This window comes from Chromobacterium haemolyticum (assembly GCF_002081825.1).
Taxonomy (GTDB): domain Bacteria; phylum Pseudomonadota; class Gammaproteobacteria; order Burkholderiales; family Chromobacteriaceae; genus Chromobacterium; species Chromobacterium fluminis.
In genome coordinates this window covers 12,216-27,831 of the sequence record NZ_MUKU01000030.1, presented here as the reverse complement: position 1 = coordinate 27,831, position 15,616 = coordinate 12,216, and the positions used below count along the sequence as shown (strand labels likewise).

Annotated in this window: 15 protein-coding genes; 9 read left to right on the top strand and 6 right to left on the bottom strand. The window is 63.2% G+C overall.

All coding sequences use genetic code 11. The features are described from left to right. Nucleotides 1-19 precede the first annotated feature (19 nt). The 3 genes from B0T39_RS18575 to B0T39_RS18565 form a co-directional block, all read right to left on the bottom strand. A complete protein-coding gene (locus tag B0T39_RS18575; RefSeq protein WP_081549199.1) occupies nucleotides 20-967 on the bottom strand; it encodes an AEC family transporter in 948 nt (315 codons plus the stop codon). A gap of 3 nt (nucleotides 968-970) precedes the next feature. Then, nucleotides 971-2,212 (bottom strand): pyruvate carboxyltransferase, encoded by a 1,242-nt coding sequence (locus tag B0T39_RS18570; protein ID WP_081549197.1) that lies wholly within the window; start codon nucleotides 2,210-2,212, stop codon nucleotides 971-973. Between the two features lie 390 nt (nucleotides 2,213-2,602). Beyond that, entirely contained in the window at nucleotides 2,603-3,628 is a 1,026-nt protein-coding gene (locus B0T39_RS18565; RefSeq protein WP_081549195.1) for a YeiH family protein, read from the bottom strand. 117 nt (nucleotides 3,629-3,745) lie between these two features. Here B0T39_RS18565 and B0T39_RS18560 point away from each other — a divergent pair, with 117 nt between their 5' ends. After that, complete coding sequence (locus B0T39_RS18560; protein ID WP_081549193.1) at nucleotides 3,746-4,630, top strand: LysR family transcriptional regulator; 885 nt, start codon at nucleotides 3,746-3,748, stop codon at nucleotides 4,628-4,630. Nucleotides 4,631-4,637: 7 nt separating this feature from the next. Here B0T39_RS18560 and B0T39_RS18555 read toward each other — a convergent pair whose 3' ends face one another. The 3 genes from B0T39_RS18555 to paaN are packed head-to-tail and all read right to left on the bottom strand — an operon-like array spanning nucleotide 4,638 to nucleotide 8,304. Beyond that, nucleotides 4,638-6,272 (bottom strand): cation/acetate symporter, encoded by a 1,635-nt coding sequence (locus B0T39_RS18555; RefSeq protein WP_081549191.1) that lies wholly within the window; start codon nucleotides 6,270-6,272, stop codon nucleotides 4,638-4,640. After that, complete coding sequence (locus tag B0T39_RS18550) at nucleotides 6,269-6,577, bottom strand: DUF485 domain-containing protein (protein ID WP_019101120.1); 309 nt, start codon at nucleotides 6,575-6,577, stop codon at nucleotides 6,269-6,271. Before B0T39_RS18550 ends, B0T39_RS18555 begins: the two co-directional genes overlap by 4 nt. A 59-nt stretch (nucleotides 6,578-6,636) precedes the next feature. Next, a complete protein-coding gene (gene paaN / locus B0T39_RS18545; RefSeq protein ID WP_081549189.1) occupies nucleotides 6,637-8,304 on the bottom strand; it encodes a phenylacetic acid degradation protein PaaN in 1,668 nt (555 codons plus the stop codon). 201 nt (nucleotides 8,305-8,505) lie between these two features. On the opposite strand from paaN, the gene paaG reads away from it, so the two are divergent. The 8 genes from paaG (at nucleotide 8,506) to paaD (ending at nucleotide 15,607) form a co-directional block, all read left to right on the top strand. Continuing rightward, nucleotides 8,506-9,303, top strand: coding sequence for a 2-(1,2-epoxy-1,2-dihydrophenyl)acetyl-CoA isomerase PaaG (paaG, locus tag B0T39_RS18540; RefSeq protein WP_081549187.1), 798 nt, complete (start codon nucleotides 8,506-8,508; stop codon nucleotides 9,301-9,303). Between the two features lies 1 nt (nucleotide 9,304). Beyond that, a complete protein-coding gene (locus tag B0T39_RS18535) occupies nucleotides 9,305-10,819 on the top strand; it encodes a 3-hydroxyacyl-CoA dehydrogenase (protein WP_081549185.1) in 1,515 nt (504 codons plus the stop codon). After that, nucleotides 10,812-11,243, top strand: a complete 432-nt coding sequence (paaI, locus tag B0T39_RS18530) for a hydroxyphenylacetyl-CoA thioesterase PaaI (RefSeq protein WP_019101124.1) — start codon at nucleotides 10,812-10,814, stop codon at nucleotides 11,241-11,243. Before B0T39_RS18535 ends, paaI begins: the two co-directional genes overlap by 8 nt. Before the next feature lie 131 nt (nucleotides 11,244-11,374). Next, on the top strand, nucleotides 11,375-12,688 hold the full coding sequence (gene paaK / locus B0T39_RS18525) for a phenylacetate--CoA ligase PaaK (protein ID WP_019101125.1): 1,314 nt from the start codon (nucleotides 11,375-11,377) through the stop codon (nucleotides 12,686-12,688). Nucleotides 12,689-12,811: 123 nt separating this feature from the next. Then, complete coding sequence (paaA, locus tag B0T39_RS18520; protein ID WP_019101126.1) at nucleotides 12,812-13,795, top strand: 1,2-phenylacetyl-CoA epoxidase subunit PaaA; 984 nt, start codon at nucleotides 12,812-12,814, stop codon at nucleotides 13,793-13,795. A 12-nt stretch (nucleotides 13,796-13,807) separates the two neighbouring features. Then, nucleotides 13,808-14,308 carry a 1,2-phenylacetyl-CoA epoxidase subunit B gene (locus tag B0T39_RS18515; RefSeq protein ID WP_019101127.1) on the top strand — a complete coding sequence of 167 codons (501 nt, stop codon included), beginning with the start codon at nucleotides 13,808-13,810 and terminating at the stop codon, nucleotides 14,306-14,308. A gap of 10 nt (nucleotides 14,309-14,318) precedes the next feature. Next, a complete protein-coding gene (paaC, locus tag B0T39_RS18510) occupies nucleotides 14,319-15,101 on the top strand; it encodes a 1,2-phenylacetyl-CoA epoxidase subunit PaaC (RefSeq protein WP_081549183.1) in 783 nt (260 codons plus the stop codon). Further along, complete coding sequence (gene paaD / locus B0T39_RS18505) at nucleotides 15,101-15,607, top strand: 1,2-phenylacetyl-CoA epoxidase subunit PaaD (protein ID WP_039754569.1); 507 nt, start codon at nucleotides 15,101-15,103, stop codon at nucleotides 15,605-15,607. Before paaC ends, paaD begins: the two co-directional genes overlap by 1 nt. Nucleotides 15,608-15,616: the final 9 nt, after the last annotated feature.

The window sequence follows — 15,616 nt, the reverse complement described above, 5'->3', positions numbered from 1 at the left end:
GGGCGGTGGTTTTTTAGCCTCAAGCCAGAATCAGCAACAGGCCCGAGAGGACGAGCAATCCCATGCCCACCGATAACAACATGGCGCTGGATACTTGCGTTTCATAACTTTGGTAGCGAGACGCCAGAATGAAAACATTGACGGCCACCGGAAGCGCTGCCATCAGAACGGCGATCTTGACGCTGAAAGGGTCAAGTTCAAAGCCGTAACGGCAGGATAAAAACACCAGTCCCGGCAGCACGGTCACTTTTAGGACGGCCAGAAAAATCGAGTCAGCTTGGGCCAGGCCTGTCATTGGGTGGATGGCCAGCGCGGCGCCCAGGGCGACCAGCGCAAGCGGTCCGGTTGCATCGGTCATTTGCCTGGCGAAGATGTGCAGGGCGCTGGGTAGACTCAGTCCGGCGGCGATGAAAACAGCAGCAAGAAGTACAGCTAGGATCAAAGGGTTGCGGACGATGCCTTTGGCTATCGCGATCAATAGCGGCCAGCCTCCAGGCTGAGCATGGCCGGTCCGAACGCTGGTCATTTCCATCAGCAGGCTGCCTCCCGCCAGAATGACAAGATTGTCCGCTGTTGTGATCATTACCGCGGGCAACACGGCGGCGTCTCCAAACGTCATTACCATCAATGGCAAGCCCATATAGCCGACGACGCCGGAAATAGAGGCCAAGCCTCGGAGTCCAGCGATGCGTAGATCCCCTCCCCAAAAGAGGCGGCCAACAGCGGCGGCGATTAAAAACACCAGTAGGCAAGCTAGGTAGTAGGCGTTGAGCAAATTCCAATTAATACCAGCCTGGTAGTCCGCGCTCAGCGTCTTCATGAAGATAAAACAGGGTAGGAACAGCCAAAATACGACGCCGACCAAGCCTCTGACGGTTTCTTTTCCAATGACGCCCGCGCGAACTATCCCATACCCGCATAGAATCATCGCAAACAGGGGTAATATGATGGTTATGATTTTTCCCATGGCTCAAGCTTCATTCTCTACCAGTAGCTTATATGCAATGGATGCGATTTTTTGGGGAGAGTAGGCGCTTGAGCGATAGTAGTTATGCAAGTGTAGTCTCAAAGCCTTGTATTTGGCTTCGGTTTCAATAGCCTCTGCTTGCATCTTGATTTTGATGAGTTCAATGACATGCAACCATCTTTGACTTGGGATGTTGGTTAAATCTAAAGATGGGCAGTACTCTTTTAACGCTTGTTTTATTGTGTTGGGATGTAATCCGACAAGGTTGATAAAGTAAGATTTTTCATCTTTAGCTTCTAGGAAGTCAGGGATGTTTAGTACACCGTAGTTTGAATCAGTCTCGAATATTCCGCTGACAGAACGGTAAATATTGGGTGGTTGTAAGAAAATTTCTTCGCAAGCTTGTGCTGTACGAATGATTTTTTTTAGGTTGATTTCATGATTGCCCAGCTTGATGTCATTGTTTAGGCATAGTTTGAGAACTTGTTCTATTGGGGCAATTCCTGAACGGTTCCCAAAACCAGCCAATGAGCCCTCTATCATCTGAAATCCGGATTGAATAGATTGCATGGCATTGGCCACGGCAAGCCCATTGTCATTGTGTGCGTGAAGGCAGAAAGTAATGCCGGGATAGTCTTTAACTAGTTTGGAGCAGAGCCATTGGGTGATGTGGGGTTGTAAAGAACCAAGTGAGTCGTTGATGCGTATGATAGAGACGCCTAAAGAGATTGCCCAGTCAATTTGCTGGCAAATGGCTGAGTAGGTTTGATCTGATACGCTCGTTCTGAAATTGTTTAGTATGCTGGCTTTAAACTTTTTTGCCCCCAGTTTTTTAAATGCCATTAAGGCCTTTTCGAACTCGTTTTCATTTTTACGATAAGTGATCATGCCAAAGCTGAAAATAGTATCCTCTATGTCCTCAATGTTTTGCTTTCTTTGGCTAAAGTAGTAGTAGGCAGTTTCCCAGCAATTTACTAGGATGATAAACGTGGTCTGGGTGTCTGACGGTAGTGTTCCGTCCCTTTTTTCTTGTTGTACTCGGTCCCAGACCAAAGGCTCTTCAGGACCACAGCCAATGACGAAATCTCTGATTCCGGCATCAGTAAGACTATGCAAAATTTGCATTTTTGCATCTAGTGAAATGGGGAAGGCTGTCCTCTCAATGCCTTCTCTTAAGGTTTCATCCACTAGATAAGGAACTGAGAATTTTTCGTGTCTTAACGGTAGAGGTGATAAGGCGTACATTGGTGTGCTCCTTTTCTTTTGTTTAGAGCATCCCCGAGTTTTTTTGAGTGTGATTCAGTCTCCCCGCTTGATGTTATCGAGTCAATTGATCATTTTTTATTTTATTCTTGTTTTATTAAATTAGATTATCGATCCGGTTTTTCTGCTTTGAGTATGAGGTATTAGTATTTTTTCGTGTTTCTTGTAAGATAGGTTTAGTTGATGTAATGCGAGGGTTGCATGAGTTAATTTGATGGCTACGTTTGTAGGTAGAGGAAAGTAGGGGGAGAGGAACAGAGTTGGATTCAGTTCCTAAACCGGTTGAAGGGGGGCTGATTTGCTTGGGCGGGAGGCCCGGATCGTCATGTTGAAGCATGAGGATCCTGGGAGGGGCGTGTTGTTTCTGCTAGTTCAATGCAGCAGATAACTAACGCTGAAGTTGATCAGGCCGCCGCCGACGATCAGCCAACCAAACAGGATGGAAGCCAGCAGCATCGGTTTGGCGCCGGCCTGGCGGATGGCGGAGAAGTGGGTGGTGATGCCCAGCGCGCCCATTGCGGCGGCCAGCAGCAGGTTGTCCAGCGAGACGATGGCGCTGACCCACGCGGCAGGCAGCAGGTTGAAGGAGTTGAAGGCGGCCACGGCAAGGAAGACGACGGCGAACCAGGGGATGGCGATGCCGCTCTTCTGTTGGCGGCTGCCGTGGGGTTTGGCAGCCAGCCAGCTGGACAAGGCGATCAGGAACGGCGCCAGCATCATTACGCGTATCATCTTGGTGATCACCGCTGTGGTCATCGCCGCCTCGCTGACCGATTTGCCGGCGGCAACGGCTTGCGCCACTTCATGGATGGTGGAGCCCGCGAACACGCCGTAGTTGAACTCGGAAATGCCCAGATGGCTGGTCCATTGATACAGCATCGGCCACAGGAACATCGCCACGGTGCCGAACACCACTACGGTGGCGACGGCTACGGCCACTTTTTCCGCATGAGCTTTGATTACGGGTTCCGTGGCCAGAATCGCGGCCGCGCCGCAGATGGAACTGCCCGCGCCGATCAGGATTACGCTCTGCTCGTCCATGCCCAAGTATTTGCGGCCGATGCGGAAAGCCAGCAGAAAGGTAGTGCACAGCACCAGGGTATCGATCAATACGCCGGCGAAGCCGACGGCGGCGATGTCCTGGAAGGTGAGTTTGAAGCCGAACAAGATGATGCCCAGGCGCAGCAGCTTTTGCTTGGAGAACTGGATGCCGTGGTGGCTGGCGCCGGCAAAGTAGCGGTAGACGGTGTTGCCTATCAGCATGCCGCCCAGGATGGCGATGGTGAGCGCGGAGAAGCCTAGGTGCTTCATCGCCGGCAAATCCGCTGCGTAGAGCGAAGCGACGGCGACGGCGATGGCCAACGCCAGGCCCGGCATGATTTGGCGAAGGTTTGTCATAAGCAAATGCCTGTTTGGTCTATGGCGAATGGTGCTAACGATACGCCCCTCGTTTTCAGTAGAGAAACGGATAAAATGGATATATATCAGTAGTAAAATCGATATTAAGGAGGCGGTATGGGCTTGAAGCTGACTCTGCGCGAACTGGAGGTTTTCGTCGCGGTGGCCGAATACGGCACCGTCACCCAGGCGGCCAACCATGTCGCCCTGACCCAGTCCGCGGCCAGCCAGGCGCTGGACAAGCTGGAAACCGGGCTCGACGTGCGCCTGTTCGACCGCATCGGCAAGCGCTTGAGCCTGAACGAGCATGGCCGGCTGCTGTGGCCCAAGGCGCGGGCGATGCTGGATGCGGCCCAGGACATGCAAAGCCTGTTCAACGCCGGAGCGATGTCTTTGAAGATAGGCGCCAGCAGCACGGTGGCGAACTATTTATTGCCACAGCAACTGGCGGCTTTCCGCGCCGCCTGGCCGCTGGCGCGGCTGGAACTGGACGTGGCCAATACCCGCGACATCGTCGACGCGGTAGCGGCGCTGCGGGTGGACTTCGGTTTCATCGAAGGGCCTTGCCACCACCCGGACTTGATTGCTCAGCCCTGGCGTCAGGACGAACTGGTGGTGTTCGCCGCCGCCGATCATCCCTTGGCGCAAGGCGAAGCGGCGCGCCAGGACCTGGCTAAGGCCGAATGGATTCTGCGTGAAGCCGGCTCCGGCACGCGCGAGGAAGTGGACCGTCTGCTGTTGCCGCACCTAGCCATGCTTAACGTGAGCATGGAGTTGGGTCATTCCGAGGCGATCAAGCACGCGGTGGCGGCCGGCCTTGGCGTCAGCTGCCTGTCGCGGCGGGTGGTGGCCGATCTGTTGCAGACCGGCGCGGTAGTGGAAGTGAGCGCCGGCCTGCCAACGCTGACGCGCACCTTGTATCAGGTGCAGCACCGCGACAAGACGCTGACCCGCGGCATGGCCGCGTTCCAGAACATGACGATGGCGGCGCTGCTGGCCTGAGCCGTGGTTAGTGTTTGCCGGTGCCTGTGCCGGCTCCCAGCCCGGTCAAAGCGCGAATATATTGCGCCGGGAAACGGCTGCGTTCCAATTGCCCCTGGGACGAGCGGTCGCAGACTGACAATAGCCAGGCGCAGGCGAAGGCCGCGCTCATGGAAAACAGCGCCGGGTTGGCGTAGGGGAAGATAGCTCGTGGATGGCCCAGGATGTCCACCCACACCATGGGCCCCAGCACTAGCAAGGCGATGGCGGAGACCAGGCCGGCCAGGCTGCCGGCCACCGCGCCTCGGGTGGTGAGCCGGGGCCAGAACATTGCCAGAAACAGCACCGGAAAATTCACCGAGGCGGCAATCGCCAGTACCAGGCCGGACAGGAAGGCGATGTTCTGCTTTTCGAACAATAGTCCCAGCAGGATGGTCAGCAGTCCTATCACCAGCGTCGCCAGCCGCGACACCCGCATTTCCTCCGCATTGCTCACCTTGCCCTGGCGCAGCGCCACCGCGTACAGGTCATGAGACACCGCCGACGCGGCCGACAGGGCCAGGCCGGCCACCACGGCGAGAATGGTGGCGAAGGCCACCGCCGACACCAGACCGAGGAACAGATTGCCGCCCACCGCCTGGGCCAGGTGCACCGCCACCATATTGGCGCCGCCGACAATGCCGCCGCCTTCGTCGCGAAAGCCGGCGTCGCCGCCGACGATGAGGATGGCGCCAAAGCCCACCAGGATCAGCAGCAGGTAGAAATAGCCGATGAAACCGGTGGCGTAGAACACGGACTGGCGCGCGGCGCGGGCGTCGGCCACGGTGAAGAAGCGCATCAGCACGTGGGGCAGGCCGGCTGTGCCGAACATCATGCCCAAGCCCAGGGAGACTGCGTCCACCGGATTGGACACCAGGCCGCCAGGCGCCAGGATGGCCTGGCCGCGAAGCTCGGCGGCGGCGGCGAACATCGCCTCGCTGCTGTAGCCGAAGCGCCGCCAGACCATGAAGGCCATGAAACTGGTGGCCGACAGCAGCAGCACCGCCTTGACGATCTGCACCCAGGTGGTGGCCAGCATGCCGCCGAACATCACGTACAACACCATCAGCACGCCGACGATGACGACGGCGCTCAAATAGCTGGCGCCGAACAGCAACTCTATCAACTTGCCGGCGCCCACCATCTGCGCCACCAGATAGAGTAGCGCCACCGTCAGCGTGCCGCAGGCGGCGGTGATGCGCACCGGTGTCTGGCTCAGCCGGTAGGACACCACGTCGGCGAAAGTGAAGCGGCCCAGGTTGCGCAGTCGTTCGGCGATCAGGAACATGATGATGGGCCAGCCGGCCAACACTCCCAGCGCATAGATCAGGCCGTCGTAGCCCTTGCTGAACATCATTGCGGAGATGCCGAGGAAGGACGCGGCGGAGATCATGTCGCCGGCGATGGCCAGGCCGTTCTGCAGCGGGCTGACGCCGCCGCCAGCGGTGTAGAAGTCGGAGGCGGAGCGGGTGCGGCGCGCGGCCCAGCCGGTGATGAACAGGGTCAGCGTCACGAACAGCAGGAACATCAGGATGGCGTTCCAGTTCAAGGGGCGCTGCGCGCCGGCCTGGGCCCAGGCCGGGAAGGCCAAGGTCAGCGCCGATATGGCGAGGAGGGCTCTCATGGCTGGCACTCCCGCAGGACTTCGTCGTTCAGCGGGTCCAGCCGCTTGTTGGCCTGGCGCACGTAGATCCCGGTCAGCGCGAACGCGGCCAGGATGATGGCGACGCCCACCGGCATGCCCAAAGTGGTGACGCCGGCGCCTATGGGCCGGGCCAGCCACTGCGGCGCGAAGGCCAGCACCAGGATGAAGCCGTAATAGAGCAGCAGCATGACGGCGGTCAGGCTCCAGCCCAGCCGCGTCTTGCGGCTGGCCAGTTGTTGAAAGGCGGGGTGGTTCAGAATCGCTTGCTGTTGTTGTGGTGTCATGACGCGGCTCCGTTCGTGAGTCTGGCGGGCGACGCCCCGGCCATGGCCGGGGCCGGGGATCAGCCGAAGCTGCGGGTCTGCGCCACGCGGAAGCGGTTGGCGACGAAAGCGCTGTCCGACAGGCTGGCGTTGGCCGCCGGGTTGCCGCCGCTGCCGTGGAAGTCGCTGAAGGCCGCAGACTGGTTGACCATCACCGCGCCGGTGAAGTTGAGCGCCAGCGACACGCAGGCGTTTTCCGCCGCCTGCCGGGCCTGTTCCCGCACCTGCTGGTCCGTGCTGTAGACCGAGAAGCTCAGAGCGCCGCAGCGGCGCATGAGGTCTTCCGCCTGACGCAGCGCGGCGGCGCTGTCCGGCGCCTGGATCAGGAAGCTGATCGGCCCGAAGTGTTCCTGCTCGTAAATGGCGCGGTCTTCCATCGACAGCTGGCGCAGCAACGGAGTGCGCACTTCGGCTTCCGGGTAGTGCGGGTGGCTCAGCCTCCGGCTGTCCAGCGCCGGCTGGCCCAGCGCGCGCGCCGCCTCCAGCCTTTGCAGCACGCCGGGGTTCTGGATCGCGCCCAGCAGCTCCACCGCCTTGGCCGGCTCAGCGCACAGCGCCTCCAGCGCCGCGCACAGGCCCGCCACCGTCTGCTGGTAGGACAGTTGGCCTTCGGGAGTGTGGATGCCATTGGCCGGGATGAAGATGTTCTGCGGCGCGGTGCACATCTGGCCGCTGTACAGCGCCAGCGATAGCGCGAGATTGCGGCACAGGCCGGGGAAGTCGGCGGTGGAGTCCAGCACCACGCAGTTGACGCCGGCTTTTTCGGTGTAGACCTGGGCGTGACGGCATTGGCTCTCCAGCCACTCGCCGTGAGCGCTGCTGCCGGTGAAGTCGATCAGCTTCACCTCCGGTCGCTGCGCCAGCAGGCTGGCCAGCGGCTCGCCGTGCTGATTCGCCGCCAGCAGCACGGTATTGGGGTCGAAGCCGGCTTCGGCCAGCACCTCGCGGGCAATGCGCACCGTCAGGGCCAGCGGCAGCACCGCGCCGGGATGCGGCTTGACGATCACGCTGTTGCCGGTGGCCAGGCTGGCGAACAGCCCGGGGTAGCCGTTCCAGGTGGGAAAGGTGCTGCAGCCTATCACCAGGCCGACGCCGCGCGGGATTACCTTCCAGTTTTTCTCCAGCACCAGCGGCTCGTGCTTGCCTTGTGGTTTGCTCCAACGGCAGCGATCGGGAATGGCCGCCATTTCGCGCCATGCGTAGGCCACCGCTTCCAGCGCGCGGTCCTGCGCATGCGGGCCGCCAGCCTGGAAGGCCATCATGAAGGCCTGACCGGTGGTGTGCATCACCGCGTGGGCGATTTCAAAGCTGCGGCGGTTCAGCCGCTGGAGTATCTCCAGGCAGACGCCCACCCAGGCCTGCGGGCCGGCTTGCCGCCACGTTTGCAGCGCCGCGGTGGAGGCGCTCAGCAAGGCGTCGGCGTCGTGGCGCGGATAGCGGATGCGCAAGGCGCCGCGATAGGGGGAGCGCTCGCTGCCCACCCAGCCCTGGCTGGGCGGCAGACCATCCAGTGAGAAGTCTTGTTGCAATAAAGCCTCAAGCGCCGCCTGACCGTCGGCGGCTGCGGTTTCGCCGTAGCTTCTGGGGCTGGGCATTTCCGGGTACGGCGACCAGTACTGGCGTTCACGCAAGGCCTGCAGGGCCTGATCCAAGGTGGCTTGATGTTGCTGGAACAAAGGGTGAGACATGGACGTTCTCCTCGGGCGGAGGGATGGGAGGCCGGTCTGCGCCATGCCAGCGACAGGACCGGGCGCGGCAACAACAGTTTTAGCGCGCTGTCATTGATGTGGGTCAGCTTATAATTGATTTTCCGGTCGGTCAATGATAGCGTTTGCCACAGTAGTGGTTTGGCCTGCATCACCATGGCCGCATCCCAAAAAGGGGCAAGCATGCAGACAGCGGAAACAAGCATCGAATTGAAACGGGAAGCCGGCGTGGCGACTTTGACGCTGAACCGGCCGCAGCGCCTGAACAGTTTCAATCCGGCGATGCATCAGGCTTTGGCGGCGGCGCTGGACCGCCTGCGCGACGACGTAGAGGTCCGGGTGTTGGTGTTGACCGGTGCCGGGAGGGCATTTTGCGCCGGCCAGGATTTGAGCGACCGGGCGGTGCTACCTGGGCAGCAGGCGGTGGACCTGGGGCAGTCCATCGAGGACTACTACGCGCCGCTGGTGCGGCGGCTGCGCGACATGCCCAAGCCGGTGATCGCCGCGGTCAACGGCGTGGCCGCCGGCGCCGGCGCTAACATCGCCTTGGCTTGTGACTTGGTGATCGCCGCGCGCTCGGCGCGTTTTACCCAAGCGTTCAGCAAGGTTGGCCTGATGCCGGATTCAGGCGGCAGTTACTGGCTGCCGCGCCTGCTGGGCCAAGCTCGGGCGATGGGATTGGCGCTATTGGCCGAGCCATTGCCGGCGGAACAAGCAGAGGAATGGGGGCTGATCTGGCGTTGCGTAGACGACGAGGACTTCCCCGCAGCGGTGAGGCAACTCGCCGAACAGCTGGCCGGCGGGCCGACGCTGGCCTATGCGCGGATCAAGGGGGCGCTGCAGGCGGCAGAGGACAACAGTCTGGAGCAACAGCTGCGGCTGGAGCGCGATACGCAGCGCCAGTTGGGCTTCAGCGCCGACTACCGCGAAGGGGTGGCGGCCTTCTTGGCCAAGCGGCCGCCCTGTTTCCAGGGGAAATGAGATGGCACCGACAGCAGAGAGCCGTGTGGCTGTGATCGGCGCCGGGGCGATGGGGCGCGGCATCGCCGCGGTGGCGGCGGCGGCCGGGCATGAAGTGTATCTCTACGATCAGGATGCCGGCGCCGCGGCGGCGGCGGCGGACGCGATCGCCGCCGACTGGGCCAGCCTGGTTCAGCGAGGCAAATGGAGCCAGTCGCAGCTGGACGCCGCGCGCGGCCGGCTGCGGCCGGTGGCCAGCTTGGAGGAACTGGCCGACACGAGCTTGGCGATAGAGGCCATTGTCGAACGTCTGGACGCCAAGAAGGCGCTGTTGCGGCAGCTGGACGCTCTGCTGCCGGCCGCCGCCATCCTGGCCAGTAATACCTCCTCCCTATCCATCACCGAGCTGGCGGCGGGACTGCGCCATCCCGAGCGGTTGATCGGTCTGCATTTTTTCAACCCGGCCACGCGGATGAAACTAGTGGAAGTGGTGAGCGGGCTGTCGACCGCGCCGGCGCTTGCGGAAGGGATGTGCACTTTGATGCGCGCCTGGAGCAAGACGCCGGTGCCGGCCGCCTCCACTCCGGGCTTCATCGTCAACCGGGTGGCGCGGCCGTTCTACGCAGAGGCCTTGCGGCTGCTACAAGAAGGCGCGTGCGCGCCGGCCACGCTGGACGCCTTGCTGCGCGAGGCCGGCGGTTTCGCGATGGGACCGTTGGAGCTCATGGATCTGATCGGCCACGACGTGAATTTCGCGGTGACGCAATCGGTGTTCCAGGCGATGCAGCAAGACCCGCGTTTCCGGCCGTCGCCGCTGCAGCAGGAACTGGTGGCGGCCGGCCGCTTGGGCCGCAAGAGCGGCCGCGGTTTTTACGATTACGGCCAGGCTTTGCCGGCGGCGGATGCCGCGCCGTCGCGGCCCGCGCCCGCCGTACTGCGGGTGCACGGCGGGCTGGGCGCGGCCGAACCGCTGCTGGCGCGCTTGCAGGCCGGCGGCGTGCGGCTGGAGCGCGAGCCGGGGCCGGCTCAAGGCTGGCTAAGCTGGGACGGTTTGCGGCTGGCCTTGTCCGATGGCCGCAGCGCCACCCGCCGCGCCGCCGACAGCGGCCACGCCGGCTGGGCGGTGTTCGATCTGGCGCTGGATTACGCCAGCGCGCAGCGGCTGGCGCTGGCGGTGGCGGACCAGGCCGCGCCGGAGCTGGCGGCGCAGGCGGAGGGCGTGCTGCAGGCGGCCGGCCTGCAGGTGTCGCGGCTGGACGACGCCGCCGGCATGGCGGTGTTGCGCACCGTGGCGATGCTGGCCAACGAGGCTGCCGACGCGGTGGGGCAGGGCGTGGCGGCGGCGGACAGCGTGGACCAGGCCATGTGCTTGGGTGCCGCTTATCCCCGTGGACCGCTGGCTTGGGCTGATCGGCTAGGCAACGAGTATGTGGCGCAAGTTCTGGACGCCCTGCACGCTCAATACGGCGACGAACGTTATCGGGTTTCGCCGCTATTGCGGCGGCTGGCGCTGTCTGGAGGACGATTCCATGACTGAGACCGAGTCCGCCGGGCGGCTTGCCGAGCACAGCGCGCTGGAAATGCTGAGCAAGGACCGAGCGTCGGCCAGCCTGGGCATGGAGTTGTTGGAAGTCGCGCCGGGCCGCGCCCGGATGCGCATGCGGGTGCGTGACGATATGCTCAACGGCTTCCAACTGTGCCACGGCGGCCTACTGTGCGCGTTGGCGGACACCGCTTTCGCCGTCGCCTGCAATAGCTGGGGCCCGCGCGCGGTCGGCGTGGCCATCAGCATGGAATACCTGCTGCCGGCGCATAGCGGTGATTGCCTGCTGGCGGAGGCCGAGTGCCAGCACCAGGGCGGCCGGCAAGGTCTTTACGATGTGAGGGTGAGCAATCAGCGCGGCGAAACCCTGGTCCTGCTGCGCGGCCGCTCGCACCGGTCCGGCCCGAAGGCGGAGTGAAGGGCCGTATACCTTCGCTCCGTCCCCTGCCACCCGCTAAGAGTCCATCAAGGAGAGCAAGCCAGCCCTACTGTTTCCAGCAGCAGCAAATGGCCGCAGAGCCAGCCCCCAATCCACATAGGAGAAGCACCATGTCCGCCACCCGCCCTTCGTCCAGCGAACTGGACGCGATGGAAACCGCCAGCCGCGATGAGTTGTCCGACTTGCAACTGCGGCGTTTACGCTGGTCCTTGCAACATGCTTACGACAATGTTGCCCCGTTTCGCGCCAAGTGCGTCCAAGCGGGCGTTCACCCCGAGCAATTGCGGCAGCTGGAGGACCTCAGCCGCTTTCCGTTCACCAGCAAGGCGGATCTGCGCGACAACTATCCGTTCGGCCTGTTCGCGGTGCCGCGGGATCAGGTATCGCGCATTCACGCCAGCAGCGGCACCACCGGCCAGCCGACGGTGGTGGGCTATACCCGCAAGGACATCGACAGTTGGGCCACGGTGGTGGCGCGCTCCATCCGCGCCGCCGGCGGCCGGCGCGGCAGCATGGTGCACATCGCTTACGGCTACGGCCTGTTCACCGGCGGCCTGGGCGCGCACTACGGCGCCGAGCGGCTGGGCTGCACCGTAGTGCCGATGTCCGGTGGTCAGACCGAGCGCCAGGTGCAACTGATCCAGGACTTCCGCCCGGACATCATCATGGTCACGCCGTCCTATATGTTGAACATCCTCGATGAAATGGAGCGCCGGGGCATGGAGTCCGCCGCCTGCTCGCTGCGGGTCGGCATCTTCGGCGCCGAGCCGTGGACCGGGCTGATGCGGCAGGAGATCGAACGCCGCGCCGGCATCGACGCGGTGGACATTTACGGCCTGTCCGAGGTGATGGGGCCGGGCGTGGCCAGCGAATGTGTGGAAAGCAAGGACGGCCCGGTGATCTGGGAGGATTTCTTCTACCCGGAAATCATCGATCCGTTCAGCGGCGAGGTGCTGCCGGATGGCGAGGAAGGCGAGCTGGTGTTGACCTCGCTGACCAAGGAAGCGATGCCGGTGATCCGCTACCGCACCCGCGACCTGACCCGTCTGCTGCCGCCCAGCAGCCGCTCGATGCGGCGCATCGGCAAGATCGTCGGCCGCTCCGACGATATGCTGATCATCCGCGGCGTCAATGTGTTCCCCACCCAGATCGAGGAAGTGATTCTGCGACAGCCGGGGTTGGCGCCGCATTTCTACCTGGAAGTCGACAAGGACGGCCACCTGGACTGCCTGGCGGTCTTCGTCGAGCGCGAGCCCAGCGGGCCGGCGCGCGACGACGCCAGGAAACTGGCGGAGCGGCAGCTGCAGCACAGCATCAAGAGCCATGTGGGTGTGACCGCCACCGTGCAGGTGGTGGAGCCGATGACGATAGAACGCTCGGTGGGCAAGGCGCGGCGGGTGGTGGACAAACGGCCGCGGAACTAGCCGGGGAGGCGGAGGATTTCATTAACGCTTGCTTTTTAATTGAACGATCGGTAAGTTAATTAATTAGGCCGTTTCCGCGCCCCTGACGCTTGGCCCGGAGACGCTCACCAAGGAGGATATGCGATGTACACCCAAGCCCTGGACCAGCCGGACATCGCCGCGATGGCGGCTGAGCCGTCGTTTCAGCAGCAGGCCTTCGACGCCAAGCTGCAAGCGGACGACAAGATAGAGGCGCGAGACTGGATGCCGCTCGCCTACCGCAAGACCCTGTTGCGGCAAATATCTCAGCATGCGCATTCCGAAGTGGTGGGCATGCTGCCGGAAGGCAACTGGATAGGTCGCGCGCCCACGCTCAAGCGCAAGGCCATTTTGTTGGCCAAGGTGCAGGACGAGGGTGGGCACGGCCTTTATCTGTACGCGGCGGCGGAAACCCTGGGCAGCCCGCGTGACGAAATGGTGGCGGCCTTGCTGTCCGGCCGCGCCAAGTACTCCAGTATCTTCAATTACCCGACTTTGTCCTGGGCCGACATCGGCACCATAGGGTGGCTGGTGGACGGCGCGGCGATCATGAACCAGATTCCACTGTGCCGCTGCTCTTACGGCCCATACGCTCGCGCCATGGTGCGCATCTGCAAGGAGGAAAGCTTCCATCAGCGCCAAGGGTACGACCTGCTGTTGACGATGATGAGCGGCAACGTGGAGCAGCGGGCCATGGTGCAGGAGTCGGTGAACCGTTGGTGGTGGCCGGTGTTGATGATGTTCGGCCCGCCGGACCGGGATTCGGTGCACAGCGCCAGCAGCATGCAATGGGGCATCAAGCGCATCTCCAACGACGATCTGCGGCAGAAATTCGTCGACGCCATCGTGCCGCAGGCCGAGGTGCTGGGCATCGCGCTGCCGGACCCGGCGCTGGCCTGGAACGCGGAACGCGGGCATTACGACTTCGGCGAGCCGGACTGGGAGGAGTTCAAGCGGGTGCTGGCCGGCGACGGCCCCTGCAACCGCGAACGCATGGCCGCGCGCGTCCGCGCGCATGAAGAGGGGGCCTGGGTGCGCGCCGCCGCCCAAGCCTATGCAGACAAACAGGCGGCGCGCGCCGCCGCCTAATCAGGAGCCTCCATGTCCGAGTCCACCAACGCCTGGCCGCGTTTCGAGGTCTTCGTCCTCGGCCGCAACGCTTTGCAATACAAGCACTCCAGCAGCCTGCATGCAGCCGATGCGCGCCATGCGCTGCTGCTGGCCCGCGATATCTATTTCCGTCGCCAAGAGGGCGTCAGTCTGTGGGTGGCGCCCAGCGACAGCCTCGACGAAAACGGCGAGCCGCCCTCCGCGGGGGAGTCGGCCACGGAGTCGCAACAATACGAAGTATTTCTGCAGCTCAAGCCGGGCCTGGACCACCTGCACGTCGCCAGCCTGCTGGCCGCGTCGGCATCGCAGGCCTTGCAGCGGGCGGAGCGTGCCTTTGGCGAGTTCCCGCCCGGCGCGGTCTGGGCGCTGCCCAGCGCGGCGCTGAGCTGTAGCGAGCCGGACGAACGGGAAATGCTGTTCGAACCCATGGCCGGAAAGACTTATCGCCTGCCCACCTTCTTCCAGTTGCCGGAAGCCGTGAACCATATGTGAGGAGTGCGCGATGTCTGTGCAGAGAGTTGTGCAAACGCAGCCGCCGGTGACGGCGGACCTGATCGAATACGCGCTGCGGCTGGGCGACAACACCTTGTTGCTGGGTCAGCGTCTGGGTGAATGGTGCGGCCACGCGCCGGAGCTGGAGGACGACATCGCGTTGAGCAATATCGCGCTGGACCTGATAGGCCAGACGCGCTTGCTGCTGAGCCTGGCCGGCGAATGGGAAGGACGGGGCCGGGACGAGGACGCGCTGGCCTATCTGCGCGACGCGCCGGAGTTCCGCAATCTGACCTTGCTGGAGTTGCCCAACGGCGACTTCGGCCAGACCGTGCTGCGCATCGCCCTGTTCAGCGCCTACCAGGTGGCCTTGTGGCGGGCGCTGCGCGACGGCGCGGAGCCGCGGCTGGCGGCGATCGCCGGCAAGGCGCTGGCGGAAAGCCGCTACCACCTGCGCTACGCGGCGGAATGGGTGGTGCGGCTGGGCGACGGCACCGATGAATCGCGGCGGCGCATGCAGCGGGCGCTGGCGCATTGGTGGCCGTATCTGGCCGAGATGTTCGACAACGACGCGCTGGAGCGGCGCCAGGGCGGCATTGCGCCGCAGGCGGCTCTTCTGCGGAAGGAATGGGAGGCGCTAGTGCTGCCGGTGTTGGCGGAAGCCACGCTGCGGCTCCCGGCGGACACCGGCTATCGCTCCGGCGGCAAGCGCGGCGAACACAGCGAGTCCTTGGGCCATGTGCTGGCGGAGATGCAGTTCCTGCAGCGCGCCTATCCCGGAGGGTGCTGGTGATGCGCGCCGCGCGGCTGAGCGTGGCGCAAGCCTGGCGGGTACTGGATCAGGTGCCGGATCCCGAGGTACCTGTGGTGTCGCTGTGCGATCTGGGCATCGTGCGCAAGGTGGCGCGGGTGGGAGAGGACCTGGAGGTCACGCTGACTCCCACATATTCCGGCTGTCCGGCCACCGAGGCCATCGCCGCCTCGGTGCGGCAGGCGCTGAGTCGGGCGGGCGAGGCGCGGGTGGTGCTGCGCACCCAGTTGAGCCCGGCCTGGAGCAGCGACTGGATCAGCGCCGACGGCCGCGACAAGCTGCGCCGCTACGGCATTGCGCCTCCGGCGTGCGCGAGCGCGGCCGAGGACAACTGGCAGCCGTTGCGCTTCCAATCGACGGCGCCAGCCTGCCCGCAATGCGGCTCCGGTCGCAGCCGGCGGCTGAGCCAATTCGGCTCCACCGCTTGTAAGGCGCTCTATCGCTGCGAGGCGTGCCTGGAGCCATTTGAGTATTTCAAGCCGATCTGAGTCCGCGGA

What these genes read in the sequence shown, in the direction of transcription:
- B0T39_RS18575 (WP_081549199.1), bottom strand. Translation starts at nt 967, where the DNA reads ATGGGAAAAATCATAACCATCATATTACCCCTGTTTGCGATGATTCTA.
- B0T39_RS18570 (WP_081549197.1), bottom strand. Translation starts at nt 2,212, where the DNA reads ATGTACGCCTTATCACCTCTACCGTTAAGACACGAAAAATTCTCAGTT.
- B0T39_RS18565 (WP_081549195.1), bottom strand. Translation starts at nt 3,628, where the DNA reads ATGACAAACCTTCGCCAAATCATGCCGGGCCTGGCGTTGGCCATCGCC.
- B0T39_RS18560 (WP_081549193.1), top strand. Translation starts at nt 3,746, where the DNA reads ATGGGCTTGAAGCTGACTCTGCGCGAACTGGAGGTTTTCGTCGCGGTG.
- B0T39_RS18555 (WP_081549191.1), bottom strand. Translation starts at nt 6,272, where the DNA reads ATGAGAGCCCTCCTCGCCATATCGGCGCTGACCTTGGCCTTCCCGGCC.
- B0T39_RS18550 (WP_019101120.1), bottom strand. Translation starts at nt 6,577, where the DNA reads ATGACACCACAACAACAGCAAGCGATTCTGAACCACCCCGCCTTTCAA.
- paaN (WP_081549189.1), bottom strand. Translation starts at nt 8,304, where the DNA reads ATGTCTCACCCTTTGTTCCAGCAACATCAAGCCACCTTGGATCAGGCC.
- paaG (WP_081549187.1), top strand. Translation starts at nt 8,506, where the DNA reads ATGCAGACAGCGGAAACAAGCATCGAATTGAAACGGGAAGCCGGCGTG.
- B0T39_RS18535 (WP_081549185.1), top strand. Translation starts at nt 9,305, where the DNA reads ATGGCACCGACAGCAGAGAGCCGTGTGGCTGTGATCGGCGCCGGGGCG.
- paaI (WP_019101124.1), top strand. Translation starts at nt 10,812, where the DNA reads ATGACTGAGACCGAGTCCGCCGGGCGGCTTGCCGAGCACAGCGCGCTG.
- paaK (WP_019101125.1), top strand. Translation starts at nt 11,375, where the DNA reads ATGTCCGCCACCCGCCCTTCGTCCAGCGAACTGGACGCGATGGAAACC.
- paaA (WP_019101126.1), top strand. Translation starts at nt 12,812, where the DNA reads ATGTACACCCAAGCCCTGGACCAGCCGGACATCGCCGCGATGGCGGCT.
- B0T39_RS18515 (WP_019101127.1), top strand. Translation starts at nt 13,808, where the DNA reads ATGTCCGAGTCCACCAACGCCTGGCCGCGTTTCGAGGTCTTCGTCCTC.
- paaC (WP_081549183.1), top strand. Translation starts at nt 14,319, where the DNA reads ATGTCTGTGCAGAGAGTTGTGCAAACGCAGCCGCCGGTGACGGCGGAC.
- paaD (WP_039754569.1), top strand. Translation starts at nt 15,101, where the DNA reads ATGCGCGCCGCGCGGCTGAGCGTGGCGCAAGCCTGGCGGGTACTGGAT.